15 protein-coding genes are annotated in these 17,149 nt (G+C 64.2%); 9 read left to right on the top strand and 6 right to left on the bottom strand.

Features of this window, described 5'->3' with window-relative positions:
* A complete protein-coding gene (locus tag DN412_RS08600; protein WP_244222595.1) occupies positions 1-1,605 on the top strand; it encodes a DHA2 family efflux MFS transporter permease subunit in 1,605 nt (534 codons plus the stop codon).
* Positions 1,606-1,923: 318 nt separating this feature from the next.
* On the opposite strand, the gene DN412_RS08605 is transcribed toward DN412_RS08600, so the two are convergent.
* The gene (locus DN412_RS08605; RefSeq protein WP_341868063.1) at positions 1,924-2,469 is read right to left on the bottom strand and encodes a TetR/AcrR family transcriptional regulator; all 546 of its coding nucleotides are present in this window, start codon (positions 2,467-2,469) and stop codon (positions 1,924-1,926) included.
* A gap of 203 nt (positions 2,470-2,672) precedes the next feature.
* On the opposite strand from DN412_RS08605, the gene DN412_RS08610 reads away from it, so the two are divergent.
* From DN412_RS08610 to DN412_RS08645, 8 genes are all read left to right on the top strand, one after another.
* Positions 2,673-3,902 (top strand): YbfB/YjiJ family MFS transporter, encoded by a 1,230-nt coding sequence (locus DN412_RS08610; RefSeq protein WP_115014112.1) that lies wholly within the window; start codon positions 2,673-2,675, stop codon positions 3,900-3,902.
* 279 nt (positions 3,903-4,181) lie between these two features.
* On the top strand, positions 4,182-4,931 hold the full coding sequence (locus tag DN412_RS08615) for an SDR family oxidoreductase (RefSeq protein WP_115014196.1): 750 nt from the start codon (positions 4,182-4,184) through the stop codon (positions 4,929-4,931).
* Positions 4,932-4,966: 35 nt separating this feature from the next.
* A complete protein-coding gene (locus DN412_RS08620) occupies positions 4,967-5,911 on the top strand; it encodes a LysR family transcriptional regulator (RefSeq protein ID WP_115014113.1) in 945 nt (314 codons plus the stop codon).
* A 532-nt stretch (positions 5,912-6,443) separates the two neighbouring features.
* Entirely contained in the window at positions 6,444-7,220 is a 777-nt protein-coding gene (locus DN412_RS08625) for an IclR family transcriptional regulator (protein WP_115014114.1), read from the top strand.
* A gap of 18 nt (positions 7,221-7,238) precedes the next feature.
* Positions 7,239-7,943, top strand: a complete 705-nt coding sequence (pepE, locus tag DN412_RS08630) for a dipeptidase PepE (RefSeq protein WP_115014115.1) — start codon at positions 7,239-7,241, stop codon at positions 7,941-7,943.
* Between the two features lie 56 nt (positions 7,944-7,999).
* Positions 8,000-8,923: a DUF1177 domain-containing protein gene (locus tag DN412_RS08635; RefSeq protein ID WP_115014116.1), complete on the top strand. Its 924-nt coding sequence runs from the start codon at positions 8,000-8,002 to the stop codon at positions 8,921-8,923.
* Positions 8,920-9,618, top strand: a complete 699-nt coding sequence (locus tag DN412_RS08640) for an AroM family protein (RefSeq protein WP_115014117.1) — start codon at positions 8,920-8,922, stop codon at positions 9,616-9,618. Before DN412_RS08635 ends, DN412_RS08640 begins: the two co-directional genes overlap by 4 nt.
* Before the next feature lie 84 nt (positions 9,619-9,702).
* Positions 9,703-10,695 carry a Bug family tripartite tricarboxylate transporter substrate binding protein gene (locus tag DN412_RS08645; protein ID WP_115014118.1) on the top strand — a complete coding sequence of 331 codons (993 nt, stop codon included), beginning with the start codon at positions 9,703-9,705 and terminating at the stop codon, positions 10,693-10,695.
* 37 nt (positions 10,696-10,732) lie between these two features.
* On the opposite strand, the gene truB is transcribed toward DN412_RS08645, so the two are convergent.
* The 5 genes from truB to rimP all read right to left on the bottom strand — a co-directional run bounded on the left by truB (position 10,733) and on the right by rimP (position 17,145).
* Entirely contained in the window at positions 10,733-11,680 is a 948-nt protein-coding gene (gene truB, locus DN412_RS08650) for a tRNA pseudouridine(55) synthase TruB (RefSeq protein WP_115014119.1), read from the bottom strand.
* A 92-nt stretch (positions 11,681-11,772) separates the two neighbouring features.
* The gene (rbfA, locus tag DN412_RS08655; protein ID WP_115014120.1) at positions 11,773-12,141 is read right to left on the bottom strand and encodes a 30S ribosome-binding factor RbfA; all 369 of its coding nucleotides are present in this window, start codon (positions 12,139-12,141) and stop codon (positions 11,773-11,775) included.
* 60 nt (positions 12,142-12,201) lie between these two features.
* Positions 12,202-15,093 (bottom strand): translation initiation factor IF-2, encoded by a 2,892-nt coding sequence (gene infB, locus DN412_RS08660; protein WP_115014121.1) that lies wholly within the window; start codon positions 15,091-15,093, stop codon positions 12,202-12,204.
* Between the two features lie 91 nt (positions 15,094-15,184).
* A complete protein-coding gene (nusA, locus tag DN412_RS08665; protein WP_078196776.1) occupies positions 15,185-16,660 on the bottom strand; it encodes a transcription termination factor NusA in 1,476 nt (491 codons plus the stop codon).
* Positions 16,657-17,145 (bottom strand): ribosome maturation factor RimP, encoded by a 489-nt coding sequence (rimP, locus tag DN412_RS08670; RefSeq protein WP_078196777.1) that lies wholly within the window; start codon positions 17,143-17,145, stop codon positions 16,657-16,659. Before rimP ends, nusA begins: the two co-directional genes overlap by 4 nt.
* Positions 17,146-17,149: the final 4 nt, after the last annotated feature.

The following is a 17,149-nucleotide window of genomic DNA, read 5'->3' on the forward strand; positions in this document are numbered from 1 at the left end:
ATGCCGAACTCCCCCACCGCCGCGCACGGCGCGCAGCCCGGCGCCGGCCCGGCGCGGGCCGCGCCGCAGCAGCCGCAGCCGCTCTCCGGCGGCAAGCTGGTGATTGGCACCATCGCCCTGTCGCTGGCCACGTTCATGAACGTGCTGGACTCGTCGATCGCCAACGTGTCGATCCCGGCGATTTCGGGCGACCTGGGCGTGGCGCCCAACCAGGGCACCTGGGTCATCACCTCGTTCGCGGTGGCCAATGCGATCTCGGTGCCGCTGACCGGCTGGCTGACCACGCGCTTCGGCGCGGTGCGCCTGTTCATCACCTCGATCCTGCTGTTCGTGCTGGCATCGTGGCTGTGCGGCGTCGCGCCCAACCTGGAAACGCTGCTGGCCGCGCGGGTGCTGCAGGGTGCGGTGGCGGGGCCGATGATCCCGCTGTCGCAGTCGCTGCTGCTGTCGAGCTATCCGCCGCAGAAGAGCACCATGGCGCTGGCGCTATGGGGCATGACCACGCTGGTGGCGCCGATCATGGGCCCGTTGCTGGGCGGCTGGATCTCCGACAACATGACCTGGCCGTGGATCTTCTACATCAACGTGCCGGTCGGCATCATCACGGCCTACGTCACATGGGCCATCTACAAAGACCGCGAGACGCCGACCAAGATCCTGCCGATCGACCGCATCGGCCTGGCGCTGCTGGTGATCTGGGTGGGCTCGATGCAGCTGATGCTCGACAAGGGCAAGGAGCTGGACTGGTTCCACTCGACTGAGATCGTGGTGCTCACACTGGTGGCAATCGTCGGTTTCCTGTTCTTCCTGGCATGGGAAACCTACGAGAAGCATCCCATTGTCGACATCAGCCTGTTCAAGGGCCGCAACTTCAGCGCTGGCGTGGTGGCGATCTCGGTGGCGTACGGGCTGTTCTTCGGCAACCTGGTGATCCTGCCGCTGTGGCTGCAGACCATCGTCGGCTATACCGCGACGGATGCGGGCATCGTGATGGCGCCGGTCGGGATCTTCGCGATCCTGCTGTCGCCGGTGATCGGGCGCAACCTGCCGAAGATGGACGCGCGCTGGGTCGCCACCGCGGCCTTCGTCACCTTCGGCATCGTCAGCCTGATGCGCTCGGGCTTCACCACGCAGGTGGATACCTGGACGCTGATGGTGCCCACGCTGATCCAGGGCGCGGCCATGGCCATGTTCTTCATCCCGCTGACATCGATCATCCTGTCGGGCCAGCCGCCGGAGAAGATCCCGGCAGCCTCGGGCCTGTCGAACTTCGTGCGGATCACCTTCGGCGGCATCGGGGCGTCGATCTCGACCACCATCTGGGAAAACCGCTCGGCCCTGCACCACGCGCAACTGGTGGAACAGGTCAACTCGTACAACCCGGTCTACCACGACCAGCTCAATCACCTGATGCAGATGGGCATGGGCCAGGCGCAGGCGATGGGCGTGATCGAGCGCAATATCACCCAGCAGGCGGCCATGCTCGGTGCCAACGATATCTTCTGGATTTCAGGGGTGCTGTTCTTCGTGCTGATCGGCTTTGTCTGGCTGACGCGGCCGGCCAAGGGTGGCGGCGGGTCGGCGGACGCGATGGCGGCGCACTGACCCGACCTCGCCGGTAGTCAAGATTTGGCCCCTCGTCGGGGCCATTTTTTTTGGTTCATCTCCGATTTCCGGGGAAGGCCGATGGTCCGACGGCTGAGTGCGGCCAGCAACGGACATCAACCTGGAATTTTCTCGATGTCCGTTCTCCGTCCGTTTCCGCGCGTTGCAACGCTGATGTCCGTCAGAATCGATGCCGAAGACCCACGCCGCCCCCTACCTTGCTGCCCTTTACGTGCCCATGAAGCTTTGCAATGCATAGTGGCACGCATTGGGGTAGGACAACTTGTCCACTACATGGGCCGGCGCGCCAGTGGGCTTTCAGTCCCGCAGCAACAATGTCAGCAGCGAATCCGCCGTTGCGCGCATACGTTTCTCATCGTGATAGATACGCTCGATGACGACCAGGCCCCGTGTCATCGTGACGATTAACCGAGCGGCCTGGCGTGCCGGCAGCGCGAGTTGCCCCTCCACATCAGCGCGTGAGAACCGTTCGAAAATAGCGGCTTCGATATCGTCCAGCAGGCCCTTGAGTACGATCTGAATCGCATCGTCCAGATCTTCCGAACCCACCGCGGTTTTCGTACTGAGGCAACCACGCGTCGGCGTCCCGCTCGTCATCGACGTAATGACGAAGCCGAAGAACTTCCGCAACGACTCCCGTAGCCGTGGCTCGCCCAGCGCCAGGCGCATCTGGCCGACATACTTTTCACGGTAAAGGCTGAAGGCCCGCAGGAACAGGGTCTCTTTGTCGCCATACGCGTTATAGAGCGACCCACGCTGCACACCTGTCGCCTCCGCAAGCTGCTGCATGGTCGTATTCGCGTAGCCCTTGCTCCAGAACAGCGTCAAGGCTTTGTCCAGCACGTCATCCTCATTGAACTGGCGAACTCCAACCATTTTTTGTCTTCCCGCACCGTAGTCGTCCGTAGCGGGAATTAGACACCAACATTGACACCACTGTCAAACTAGCCTAGATTGCGCCTATTCATGACACGAGTGTCAAAGATAGGGGTGCGCGATCCTGCGGGGACGTGTGCCGTTGGTCAGTCGCAATCAGGGAATCAGACATGTCCACTCACGCAGCCGGCCTGACGTCGGCAGAAATCGATCGACGGCTCGTATGGCGCTATATATTTGCCGGCTTGTGCGCAAGCCTAGTGAGCATCGGACTGGCGCGCTTCGCCTTTACGCCGCTGATCCCGGAATTGATCCAGTCGCACTGGTTTCCGGCAACGACGGTTGTCTACCTCGGGGCGGCAAATCTCGCGGGCTACGTGCTGGGCGCGCTGATCGGCAGACGCATTGCCAACTGGCTTACCAACGAGCGTGTCTTGCGATTGATGATGGTGCTGATCTCGCTGGCTTTCGTTGCCTGCGCGTATCCGCTGTCCTTTCTCTGGTACTTCAGTTGGCGCTTCATCTCAGGTGTGGCGGGCGGCGTGGTCATGGTGCTGCTGGCCGGCACGATCCTCCCGCATGTGCCCCAAGCACGTAGAGGCGCTGCGGGAGGGGCCATATTCCTGGGGCTCGGACTGGGCATTGCCGGCTCGGGAACGCTGATTCCGCTGCTGCTCAAGCTGGGACTGGCGCAGACCTGGATCGGCCTCGCCGCAGTGTCCGCACTTCTCACGGCGGCAAGCTGGTTCGCGTGGCCTTCAGGCAAGCTTGCGGCCAAAGGAGTTCATGCCCCGACGTCGACACACGACATGGTCCGATTCGGCCGCGCTGTCCGCCTGCTGTATGGTCAATATGCGCTGATGGCGGCGTCGGCCGTCCCACCGATGGTATTCCTGGTCGACTTCGTCACACGCGGGCTCGGCCGCAGCGCGGACCAGGGCGCACTGTTCTGGGCGATATACGGCTTGGGAGCGATCGTGGGACCCCCGCTCTATGGCTACATGGCGGATCGCCTGCGTCCTCGCGCAGTCGCGAGAGCCGTTTGCGCGGCCATGCTGCCCGTATTGGCGGCGTTCTACATCACCGACAATATCTACGTCCTCGGGATCCTCACGCTGGCGATCGGCACGTTTGCGCCGGGAATGGTTCCGCTTGCGCTGGCGTGCGTGCATGAGCTTGTGCCACACAATGGTCCACGCCAAAACATCGCGTGGACGCGCGCGAGCATCATTTCAGCCGTCGCGCTTGCCATTGGCGCCTACGGATTCTCGGCCTTGTATGGTGCGACGGGCGGAAATCATCGGGTGCTGTTTCTGACGGGCGCCGCGCTGCTGGTCCTGGCTATCCTGGCCGACCTCTTCGGACGTGTTGTACCAACCCAGCACGGTGACTATCCCTGACGCGTACTGGTTCGACGGTTCGCCGAACCACACCAAGTCATCACGCTTGCCGCGTATGAGGCATGCCGCCTGTAGCTGCGTTTCAGGAGATTGCTGTGCAAACTTCTGTCGAGAATTCCACAACACTCGTGGTACTCAGGCGGCCGATTCGATTGCGTTTTGGCACGCGTAACCCCAGACCATACAGTCGTTGTGGTGCCTTGATGGGCCAACTGCGTTTTGTGCTCATCGATTTACAACCGTTTTGTACCTTTCGATGCAAAGAGGGTGCGCAGGGATATTGCTCCCCGCACCGAACCTGGAAATGCCAGGTCACAGAAGACTTTTTTGATTACCGGTGCCAGCAAGGGAATCGGCCGTGCCCTGTCCCATCGCCTGGCGTCTGCCGGGCATAAGGTGATTGGGGTGGCGCGCAATGCCGACCGCGATTTTCCCGGCATTCTGGTGCCGATCGACCTGACCGATGCCGTCGCGACCGAAGAGACGCTGACGAAGCTGAAGGCCGAGCACGCTATCGATGGCGTGGTCAACAATGTGGGATTCATCGAGCTTGCGCCGCTTGGTAGCATCGACCTGAATGTCATGGACGACATCTTCCGATCGAACCTGCGCCCAGCCGTCCAGCTCGTTCAGGCGCTTTTTCCCGGCATGCGGGAGCGAGGCTGGGGGCGCATCGTAAATTTGTCGAGCCTGGTCGTACTGGGTGTAGCGAACCGCTCCGTTTATGCCGCGGCCAAGAGCGCCATGGTCAGCTTCACACGGACCTGGGCACTTGAGCTTGCGCCGACAGGAATCACGGTGAATGCCATCGCGCCGGGCCCCGTAGAGACGGAAATGTTCCGCGTCAATACGCCCCAAGGCAGTGACGCCGAGAAGCGCTTTCTTTCCCTGGTGCCGATGGGTCGCCTGGGCAAGCCAGATGAACTGGCTGCGGCGATCGAATTCCTGCTTTCCGAGCCTGCCGCGTTCATCACCGGGCAGACATTGTTCGTGGATGGCGGCGCTTCAATAGGCAAAGCGGCGGTCTAGCCTCATTCATCGGTAGTATCTTGCGGTAGAGAACCATGTTGTACAAAAGACCTGATGACGTCACGGACTGGCGTGACTGGGAGAACTTTTGCCGGATCGTAGAGACTGGAAGCTTAACAGCGGCAGGCGATCGTGCCGGCATTCCCAAGTCTTCGGTCAGTTCGTCGCTGGCGCGACTGGAGGCGCGACTTGGTAGCCGATTGCTAGATCGCACAACGCGAAAGGTGCGCGTCACGGAATTTGGTGAGCTACTTTACGCGCGTGTTGCGCCGTTGTTTAGCCAGCTTCGCGAGGTCGAAAGCGCGGCAAGATCCAGTCAACACGAGGTGTCCGGTACGCTGCGAATCGCTGCGCCATACGAAACAGGCTGGCTCCATCTGGCGCCGGCGCTGGCATCCGTACTGAAGGATTATCCCGAGCTCCGGGTTGAAATCGACGATATCCGGGATCTGCCCGATCTGCTGGAGGAGAGATATGACATCGCCTTCATCAAGACCGATGCAAGACTGCCGGACAGTTCGCTGATCAGCAAGCGAGTCGTCGCCATGGACCGCGCCTTCTACGCATCACCGGCGCTTGTCACGAAACTGGGTCTTGCCCGGCAACCGTCAGACCTGGATTCCTGGCCAGCCATCGTGGACGCGGAAGACCAGCAGTGGGACGTCTTCGACAATGGTAGGGAAGTTGCTCGAATCAGGGTTCGTCCCAGCATCCGGGCACCCAATGCGGAAATACGTGTGCGATCGGCAATCGAAGGGCTGGGGGTGGTGAGACTGCCGCCGAGCTTCGTCGCCGATTACATGCGTCGTGGTGAGCTGGTGCGTCTTTTGCCTTCGATGCTCTCGTCGCCGGTGAAGGTCTATGCTATGACCCCTGCGAGGAAACTGATGCCGCCCAAGGTCCGGGCATTGCTTACGGCGTTCGATGAGCTGCGGATGGATGGCATGACCGACGCGGAACGGCTCGGTTACGCCGGCTGATGCCACATCAGAAGACACCCAATCCCGTGGGTGCCGGACCGGTCGCCGGCGCTTTACTTCACCGCCGGATCCACGGCAGCGCCAGCACGTTCTCGATTTCCTTGCGTTTCAGCGCGAAACGGGCGCTCCTGGGTTGGCGATACATGCAGGGCATCTACGTGCCTACTACCCTGCCGCCACTGATGTGCGAGCCCGAACTACAGTTGTGACTGGCAGCCGAGGTTGCCGGCCGGGCCATGGCGCTGCTGGCCGTAGCGGTGCGCGCTGTAAGCCTGAATGTCCCAAATGCGGACAGAATCAGCCCTTCGGCCTCGCGCAGTCGAATGGCGCAGAAGGGTCATTCTGCGACCCTCAGCCACCCCGCAAATCGGCGATGAACCTTTTTTTGCCTCGCTCCCGGTTGCTGCGCGGGGGAATACCCCTTGTGCTCCTGCCTTCCTCGCTCTAATATTTGCAAACCGAATTCCGGAACCATGGTTCCGAAAAATGGAACCTTAGAAAATCAGTACAAGGTGAATCCCGGAGTGAAGAAGTGAGCATTCTTGAAGGCGTGGAAAGCGTGCTGGACATGTTCGGGCATGACCGGCACGAAATCACTTTCAACGATGTCCTGGACGAACTGGGCCTGGCCAAGAGCTCGGCCTCGCGCCTGCTCGCCCAGATGGTGCGCTACCGCCTGCTGGAATTGCAGCCGTCCACGCGGCGATATCGCCCCGGCACCCTGGTGATCCGCGCGGCGCAGGCGGCAACGCAGGCGCATCCCTTCGACGAGCAATGCCGCGAGATCCTGGCGACGTTGTCCGATGCCACGGGCTTCACTGCCTACCTGTCGATGCTCGACGGCACCGACACCGTCGTGCTGCAACGCCTGAACGGCAGCAACCCGGTGCAGGTGCTGTCGCCGCCCGGCGCACGCCGACCGGCCTTCACCACGGCAATGGGCCGGGTCCTGCTGTCGCGCCTGCCCGAGACTGAATTCAGCGCGCGCTACGCCGGTGCCCGCAAGCTGCCGGATGCGCCCGCCGGCTGTCCCGCCACCGTCACCGAATTGCGCGAACGCGTGGCCACGGCCCGCAGCGAGCGCAGCGCCATCGCCGTGAACGAAGGCATGCCCGGCATCGGCGCCGTCGCCACCACGCTGGCAGACCCGCTCTCGGGGGACGTGCGCGGGCTGTGCCTGTCGTTCACCGCGATGCAGGTCAGCCAGGCCCAGGCCCGGGCGCTGCGCGAAACGCTGGTGCAAGCCGTAGCACCGGCGGGACAGCGCCTCGGCGACCCGCTCTGGCTTGACGCCGCCTCGCTTAACTAGACACCGCCGAAAGTACCCATGGAACTCCTGTTACTCAGCAACTCCAGCAGCGATGCCGGCTACCTGGTCCACGCCCAGGCGGCGATCCGCGAACTGGCCGATGGGCGCAAGACTGCCTGCTTCATCCCTTTCGCCGGCGTCACACGCGACTGGGACACATACGAAACCCTGGTCCGCGACGCCTTCGCGCCGACCGGCATCGCGGTGCAATCACTGCACCGGCTGGCCGAGCCGGCCGAGGCCGCGCGCGCCATCGATGCGGCCGAACTGATCGTCGTTGGCGGCGGCAACACCTTCCGCTTGCTGCAGTGCCTGCGCGAGCGCGGCTTGCTGGCGGCCATCGCGGCACAGGTGCGATCGGGTGCGGCGCGCTATATCGGCTGGAGCGCCGGCGCCAACCTGGCCTGCCCGACCATCAGCACCACCAACGACATGCCGGTGGCCGATCCCGGCGGCCTGGATGCACTCGCACTGGTCCCGTTCCAGATCAATCCACACTACTTCAACCTTGTGGTGCCCGGCTTCCGCGGCGAAACGCGCGACCAGCGCCTTGCCGAATTCACCGTGCTGAAGCCAGAAATGCCAGTGCTGGGCCTGCCCGAAGGCAACTGGCTGCGCATCTCGAATGATCGCATCGAGATGGGTGGTGCCCATGCCGCGCGATGGTTCAAGGGCGCGGACATTACCGACGTCCAGCCCGGCGCGCTGTCGCTGCCGCGCTGAATCTGCCGGCCTGAGCCCCGGCGTACGGCCCCCCCAGCCCCAGGAAGTGAATCAAGATGTCAATCAAGCAGGTTATTGAATCGATCGAGCTGCTGTCGGCAGCGAATGTCGACGGCGAAGCCGTCGCCTCGCTGCTGCGTGCGCGCGGCGTGGACGATGTCACCGTCACGCGCGTGGAAGAGAACGGCCTCTACACGGATTTCCTCGCCTGCACGGTCCCCGGGCAGAACCCGGATGCGCCCGCGCTGGGCGTGGTGGGCCGGCTGGGCGGCGTCGGTGCGCGCCCTGCCGTGACGGGCCTGGTGTCCGATGCCGACGGCGCCATCGTGGCGGTCGCCACCGCCCTGAAGCTGGCCGACATGGCCGCCGGCGGTGACGTGCTGGCCGGTCCTGTGCGCATCCATACCCACATCTGCCCACACGCCGCCACGCGGCCGCACCAGCCGGTGCCAATGATGAAATCGCCCTTTGCGATGCGCACGATGATGTCGCACGAGGTGCACCCGCGCATGGCGGCGATCCTGTCGGTTGACACCACGCGCGGCAACCGCTTCGTCAACCGCCGCGGCGTGGCGCTGACGCCGGTGGCCAAGGAAGGCTGGCTGCTGCGCCTGCCGGAGCGGATGCTGGACCTGATGGGATGGGTCAGTGGCGAACTGCCGATGGTGTTGCCGTTGACCACCCAGGACATCACGCCGTACGAGAACGGTCTGTGGCATGTCAATTCGATCATGCAGCCCGCCATCGTGACCCCTGCCCCGGTCGTAGGCGTGGCGCTGACCGCGCAGACCACGGTGCCGGGGTGCGCAACCGGCGTCACCAACGCCTTCGACATCGACGTGGCGACGCGCTTCTGCATCGAGGTCGCAAAGCAGTTCGGCCAGGGCCAGTGCGACTTCTACGATGCAGCCGAGTGGGCCGAGCTGCAGCGCCGCTATGGCTCATTGGCGCACCTGCAGACCGTGGGAGCCGAGGCATGAGCGCCGCCGCCCCACGCCAGCCGCGCGTGGCCTTCGTCACCATCGGGCAGGCGCCCAGGACCGACATAGTCCCGCAGATGGTTGACGACCTGGGCCTGGCGGCGACGGTGGAAGAGTTCGGCATCCTGGATGCGCTGAACCGCGAAGACATTGCCGCGCTGGCGCCCGCGCCCGGCGAATACCGGTTCGCCAGCCGCCTGCGTGACGGCACGCAGGCGGTGATGGGCAAGCCGGTGGCCGAAGCCATGCTGGCCCGGCTGATGACCTCGCTGGACGACGGCCGCTTCGATGCACTGGTGCCACTATGCACCGGCACCGCGCTGCCGCCGATGCGCACGCTGGTCATCGAACCGCAGCAGGTGGTGGACCACCTGACCGTGGCGCTGGCACAGGGCTGCAAGCGGCTCGGCATCGTGTTGCCGCTGGAGGCCCAGGTGAGCGGCTTCCATCTGATCCAGCCCGTGCCCTGCGAACTGCGCGTCACGCATGCCTCGCCCTACACCGACGCAAGCACCGATCGCTTCGCGCAGGCAGGCGAGACGCTGCGCGGCTGCGACCTGGTGGTGATGCACTGCATGGGCTACACCGAAGCCATGCGGGCCGAGGTGGCGCGCCATGCCGGCGCCCCGGTGCTGCTCTCCAACCGCATGGTGGCAACGCTGCTGCGTCAGGTGCTGGCTGGTGCCGCCGCCTGAATCAGGGCAAGAAGCGCATGCATTTTCGGGTAAGGGCAAGCCCGCTGACAGATTGTCCATGACACAGCTGGGGTGGAAGTCATAATGGAAAAGGTAGCGAAGTGGATGGTGCCGCTGGTGCGCGGCATGATGTGGATGAGCGTGGGCGCGGCGGTGATCCCGGGCGCGCAGGCGCAGGAGTGGAAGCCGACCAAGCCGGTGCGCCTGCTGGTGGGCTTTGCACCCGGCGGCTCGGCTGATCTGCTGGCGCGCCTGGTGCAGGCGCCGCTGTCGGAAAGCCTGGGGGTGCCGATCGTGGTGGAGAACGTGCCGGGCGCGGGCGGCAATATCGCCGCCGACAAGCTGGCCAAGGCACCGGCCGACGGCTACACCATCGGCATGGGCGCAGCCGGCGCGATGACGGTGACGCACCTGCTCAACTCCAAGGGCACGCCGTACAAGGTGGATGATTTCACGCCCGTCGCCATGCTGGCCACGCAGCCGAATGTCGTGATCGTCAATCCGGCCCTGCCGGTCAAGACCATGGCCGACTTCGTCGCCTACGTCAAAAAGACGCCGCAGGTCACCTACGGCACCGCCGGCGTCGGCACGTCGAATCACCTGATTGCAGAGACCATGCTGCACCGCCTTGGCATCGACATGGTTCATGCGCCGTACAAGGGCGCCACCCCGGTGATCACCGACCTGATGGGCGGCCATATCGCCATGACGGTCGACAACATCACCACCGCGGCAACGCTGGCCAAGACCGGCAAGGTCAAGGCCCTGGCCGTCACCAGCAGCAAGCGTTCGCCCTTGTTGCCGGAAGTGCCGACGCTTGCCGAGAGCGGCCTGAAGGACTTCAACATGCCGACCTGGCAGGGCATCTTCGGGCCAAAGGACCTGCCGAAGGCGATCGTGGCACGCTACAACCAGGCGCTGATCAAGGCGCTGGCGAACCCGGAAGTCAGGAAGAAGATGGCGGAATTCGGCTCCGAACCCGTGGGCGATACCCCGGAGCATTTCGCCGGGTTCCTCGCTCAGGACCGGAAGATGTGGGCCGACGTCATCAAGACGGCCAAGGTCACGCTCGAGTAGTTGCCGACGGGGCGCGCGCTTGCGCCCCTTGCGCAAGTTACAGCTTGACCAGCCGCTCCGGCCGCAACGCGCCTTCGCGCATGCGCGCCACGCCCAGCAGGCGCGCTGGCGCGCCGGCGTAGACGCGCGCCAGCGCATCCTCGGCCAGTTGGGTGCCGGCCGGCAGGTCGCGCTGGGCAATGCGCTGGCCCTGCAGGAAACGCCCTGCCGCGGCATCATCCAGATGCACGGGCACGCATTTCTGCAGCAACGCATCCACCGGGGCCAGCATGGCCGGACGTTGCAGGTCATCCTGCTGTTCGATCTGTGCCAGCGTCACCGCGCCGTCCAGCGTCAGGTCGCCCACGGCGATCCGGCGCAGTCCGGTCAGGTGCGCGCCACAGCCCAGCGCTTCGCCGATGTCCTCGGCCAGCGTGCGGATATAGGTGCCCTTGCTGCATGTCACCCGCATCGTGAACGACGGGGCATCGGGCAAGGCACAGTCCAGCAGCGCGATCGCATGGATGGTGACGCGGCGCGCCGCGCGCTCAACGGTCTGGCCGGCACGCGCGTATTCGTACAACGGACGGCCATCCTTCTTCAGCGCCGAATGCATCGGCGGCACCTGCTCGATCTCGCCCAGGAAACCTGCAAGCGCCCGCTCCACCGCGGCGCGGTCGCAGGTGACCTCGCGCACGTCAAGCAACTCGCCTTCGGCGTCACCGGTGCTCGAGCGCGCGCCCAGGCGCACTTCGGCGTCATAGGTCTTGTCCGCCTCCAGCAGGTCCTGCGAGAACTTGGTGGCCTCGCCGAAGCACAGCGGCAGCAGCCCGGTGGCAAGCGGGTCCAGCGTGCCGGTATGCCCGGCCTTGGTTGCACGCAGGAGACGCTTGGCGCGCACCAGTGCGTCGTTGGACGACAGGCCCAGCGGCTTGTCGAGCAGCAGCACACCATGGACCTCGCGACGCGGCAGACGCGGCGGACGGTTGGCGTTGGAATCGGTCATCGGGAGAAAGCGGGAGGAAGCTGAAGGCGACGATGCGGCGCGAATGGAGGCCGCAGCAAGCTAGCCCATGCCAGGCGGCATGGGTGCCGGCATCAGTCGTCTTTCGAACGCGTGGCGTTCGCTTCGTTGATCAGCTTGGACATCTCGATCGCGTGTTCGACCGAAGTGTCGTGGAAAAAGCGCAGCGTCGGCACGGTATGGATATGCAGGCGCTTGTACAGCAGCGAGTGCAGGTAGCCTGACTTTTCATTCAGGATGGCTTCCGCTTCGGCGGCTTCGGCGCCCAGCACGGTGAAATACACCTTGGCGTGCGCATAGTCGGGCGTCAGCGTGACCGACTGCAGCGTGACCAGGCCGAGGCGCGGGTCGCGCAGTTCGCGCTGGATCATCTCGGCCAGGTCCTTCTGGATCTGGTCGGAGATGCGGAGATTGCGGGAGGAGATATTGCCTTTCTTGGCCATTCAGTTACGTCTAGTCGAGATGACAACGGCAGGCCGAAGCCTGCCGTTGCTTGCGACGCCTTACAGCGTACGCGCCACCTCTGTGATTTCGTACACCTCGAGCTGGTCGCCTTCCTGAACATCGTTGAAGTTCTTGATCGACAAACCGCACTCGAAGCCTTGCTTGACTTCCTTGACGTCGTCCTTGAAGCGCTTGAGCGAATCCAGCTCGCCGTCGTGGATGACCACGTTGTTGCGCAGCACGCGCACCAGCGAGTTGCGCTTGACCAGGCCGTCGGTAACCATACAGCCGGCCACCGCACCGATCTTCGGCACGCGGAACACCTGGCGCACCTCGACCTGGCCGATGGTGGTTTCGCGCTTCTCCGGCGCCAGCATGCCCGACATCGCCGCCTTGATCTCGTCTACCGCATCGTAAATGATGTTGTAGTAGCGGATATCGATGCCGTTGTGCTCGGCCAGCTTGCGCGCACCAGCGTCGGCACGCACGTTGAAGCCGATGATGACCGCCTTCGAAGCCGTCGCCAGGTTGACGTCGGATTCGGAGATGCCACCCACGCCGCCGTGCACGATCTGCACGCGCACTTCGGCGGTCGACAGCTTCTGCAGCGACTGCACCAGCGCTTCCTGCGAACCCTGCACGTCGGCCTTGACGATCAACGGCAGCGTCTGGACTTCGCCTTCGGCCATCTGCTCAAGCATGTTCTCGAGCTTGGCGGCCTGTTGCTTGGCCAGCTTCACGTCGCGGAACTTGCCCTGGCGGAACAGCGCGATTTCACGTGCCTTGCGCTCGTCCGGCAGCACCAGCACTTCTTCACCGGCGGCAGGCACTTCCGACAGACCCTGGATTTCCACCGGGATCGACGGGCCGGCTTCCTTGGTCGGCTTGCCGTTCTCGTCCAGCATGGCACGCACGCGGCCGTAGGCGCTGCCAGCCAGGACCACATCGCCACGCTTGAGCGTGCCGCTGCTGACCAGGATGGTTGCGATCGGGCCCTTGCCCTTGTCCAGCTGGGCTTCCACCACCAGGCCCTTGGCCGGGGCATCCACCGGTGCCTTCAGCTCCAGCACTTCGGCCTGCAGCGAGACCTGCTCCAGCAGGTCTTCAATGCCTGCGCCGGTCTTGGCGGACACCGGCACGAACGGCGAATCGCCGCCGTATTCTTCCGGCACCACCTGCTCCGCCACCAGTTCCTGCTTGACGCGGTCCGGGTTGGCATCGGGCTTGTCGATCTTGTTGATCGCGACGACGATCGGCACACCGGCAGCCTTGGCATGCGCAATGGCTTCCTTGGTCTGCGGCATCACGCCGTCGTCGGCGGCAACCACCAGAATCACGATATCGGTCGCCTTGGCACCGCGGGCACGCATGGCCGTGAAGGCCTCGTGACCCGGGGTGTCCAGGAAGGTGATCACGCCGCGGTCGGTTTCCACGTGGTAGGCACCGATGTGCTGCGTAATGCCGCCGGCTTCGCCCGCGGCCACCTTGGTGCGGCGGATGTAATCCAGCAGCGAGGTCTTACCGTGGTCGACGTGACCCATCACCGTCACCACCGGCGGACGCGGCAGCAGTTCGGCGTCGGTGTGGTCTTCGCCGTCCACGACCAGCAGGGCTTCCGGATCGTCCAGCTTGGCGGCATGCGCCTTGTGGCCCATTTCTTCCACCACGATCATGGCGGTTTCCTGGTCCAGCACCTGGTTGATGGTCACCATCTGGCCGAGCTTCATCATCTGCTTGATGACCTCGGATGCCTTGACGGCCATCTTGTGCGCCAGGTCGGCCACGGAGACGGTTTCCGGCACGTGCACTTCACGCACGACCGGCTCGGTCGGCGCCTGGAAGCTGCTGCGGCTGTCGTCATGCTGCTGCCTGCCGCCACGGCCACGCGGGCCACCGCGCCAACCGCCCACGCCACCCGACGTATCGCCGCGGGTCTTCAGGCCGCTGCCCTTCTTGCGGCTGCTGTCGTCCTGCCAGCCCGCCTTCACGACCTTGCCCTTCTTGTCGGCGGTCGCCGTGGTCGTGGTCGTGGTCGTGGTGGCCGGCTTCTTGTCGTCTTTCTTCGCTTCCGTGGTCGCACCGGCCGGCTTGACCGGCTTGTGCAGCGTACCGGTCTGCTCGGCCTTCTTTTCCTCGGCCTTGCGCTCGGACGGCGCCTTCAGCACGCGTGCCGGTGCGTTCAGCATCTGCTGGATCGCACGGGCCTCGGCTTCTGCAGCCTCGCGGCGCTTGCGGGCCGCGACTTCCTGCTCGGCACGGGCCTTGTCGGCGGCGGCCTTGGCCTCGTCGGCAGCCTTCTGCGCCTCGGCGCGTTCGGCGGTGACGCGGGCCTTCTCGTCCTCAGCCTTCTTGCGCGAGGAGTCTTCGTGGGCCTCGGTCACGGCGAGCGATGCTGCAGCCTCTTCCTCCGCCTTGCGGGCGGCGAGTTCGGCCTGGCGGCGCTGTTCAGCCTCCAGTGCTTCCTGGCGGGCGCGGCGCTCGGCTTCCTCGCGCTCGGCAGCCTCGCGGGCGGCCTTGGCTTCAGCTTCCTGGCGCGCCAGCAGTTCTGCCTGCTGGCGTTCTTCCGCTTCGCGGTGTGCCTCATCGGCAGCGTCGACGACAGGCGCCTGCGCTTCGACCCCGTCGGCCTGGGCATCGTGCGCAGCTTCGTCGCGCTTGATCAGCACGCGCTTCTTGCGCACTTCTACCTGGACCGTGCGGGTCTTGCCGGTGCCATCCGACTGGCGGATCTCGGAGGTTTCGCGCTTGGTCAGTGTGATCTTCTTGCGGGCGCTGTCGTCGGCCTGGCCGTGCGAGCGCTTCAGATAGTCCAGCAGCCTGGTCTTATCCGATTCCGTGATGATGTCTTCTGGCGTCGCTTTGCCCACCCCAGCCGCCTGCAATTGTTCCAGCAGGGCAGCTGCGCTGCGACTCAGTTCTGCGGCCAGTTGGGCAACTGTTGTGCTTGCCATTCAAACCCTTTCAATGCTTGGTTTCTACGTCGGGACAAATTGTTGCGGAAAGCGCGCCCGGGCCAGTTGTAGGCCGGCCCGGCCGTGTCCCTCAGTTGAACCAATGTTCCCGTGCTTTCATGATCAGCGACTTGGCTTCTTCCTCGCTGACACCGGTCATCTCGACCAGCTCGTCCACGGCCAGTTCGGCCAGGTCGTCACGCGTATGGATATCGCCTTCGGCCAGCTTGCCGATCAATTCCGGGTTGAGGCCGTCGAGCGAGCGCAGATCCTGCGACACCTCTTCCACCTTTTCTTCCCGGGCCAGTTCCATCGTCAGGAGCGCATCACGCGCGCGATTGCGCAGCTCGTTGACGGTGTCTTCGTCAAAGGCCTCGATCTCCATCATTTCACTGATGGGGACATAAGCCACTTCTTCCAGCGTGGAGAAGCCTTCCTCGATCAGGATGTCGGCAACTTCCTCATCCACGTCCAGCTTGGACATGAACAGCTTGCGCACGACATCGCTCTCTTCGGCCTGCTTCTGCGCCGATTCTTCCTGCGTCATGATGTTGATCTGCCAGCCGGTCAGCTCGGACGCCAGGCGCACGTTCTGACCACTGCGGCCGATGGAGACGGCGAGGTTTTCCTCGTCGACCACCACGTCCATGCTGTGCTTCTCTTCATCCACCACGATCGACTGCACTTGCGCCGGCGCCAGCGCGCCGATCACGAATTGCGCCGGGTCTTCCGACCACAGCACGATGTCCACCGCCTCGCCGCCGATCTCGTTGCGCACCGCGGTGACGCGCGTGCCACGCACGCCCACGCAGGTGCCGATCGGGTCGATGCGCTTGTCATGCGCGACCACGGCGATCTTGGCGCGCACGCCCGGATCGCGGGCAGCCGCCTTGATCTCCAGCAGGCCCTCTTCCATTTCCGGCACTTCGTTCTCGAAGAGCTTGATCAGGAACTCGGGCGCGGTGCGCGACAGTTCGATCTGCGGGCCGCGCGCGGCGCGGTCCACATTCAGGATATATGCACGCACACGGTCGCCCGTACGCAGGTTTTCCTTGGGGATGATCTGGTCGCGGGCCAGCAGCGCTTCCACGCGTCCGGATTCGACGATCAGGCCCTTCTTGTCGGCGCGCTTGACCGTGCCGGTCATGATCTTCTCGCCGCGATCCAGGTAGTCGTTCAGGATCTGCTCGCGCTCGGCGTCGCGGATGCGCTGCAGGATCACCTGCTTGGCAGCCTGCGCGCCGATGCGGCCGAACTCGACCGACTCGATCTGCTGCTCGATATAGTCGTCCAGCTCAATGCTGGGGTTTTCCTCGCGGGCCTCGAACAGCAGGATCTGCTTGTCCGGTTCCTGCAGACCCAGCTCGTCGGGAACGACCAGCCAGCGGCGGAAGGTTTCATGCTCGCCCGACTCGCGATCGATCGCGACACGGATATCCACGTCTTCCTCGAAACGCTTCTTGGTGGCCGAGGCGAGCGCCGCCTCCAGGGCACCGAATACCACATCCTTGTCGACGTTCTTCTCACGCGCAAGCGCATCGACGAGCAACAGAACTTCGCGGCTCATTGCTTGTTCCCTTTTCTTTGATTTCCTTTGAAGTCGATCACCGGCACCAGGCGTGCCTTGTCGACATCGGATACGGCAAATTCCAGCAGCGCCGGGCCATCTTTGCCCTCGAACTCCAGGCCAATCTTCTCCTCGCCCGCCGCGCCGGTGGGCTCGCGCAGGATGCCTGTGAAGTTCTTCTGTCCGTTGACGGGCAGGCGCAGCGTCACGCGCACCTCCTCGCCGGCAAAGCGGATGAAATCGGCCAGCTTCTTCAGCGGCCGGTCCAGTCCGGGCGACGAGACCTCGAGGCGTTCGTAGTCGACGTTCTCGACCGTGAACACGTGGGTGAGCTGGCGGCTCACCTTTTCACAATCCTCGATGGCAATGCCGGTTTCAGGCTGATCGATATAGACACGCAGCAATCCAGCCGGGGCACGCTCGAGCTCGACCAGCTCATATCCCATGCCGCTAAGGGTGGTTTCGATCAAATCTGCCAGATGCACTGTT

It is taken from the genome of Cupriavidus lacunae (genome assembly GCF_003353055.1).
Taxonomy (GTDB): domain Bacteria; phylum Pseudomonadota; class Gammaproteobacteria; order Burkholderiales; family Burkholderiaceae; genus Cupriavidus; species Cupriavidus lacunae.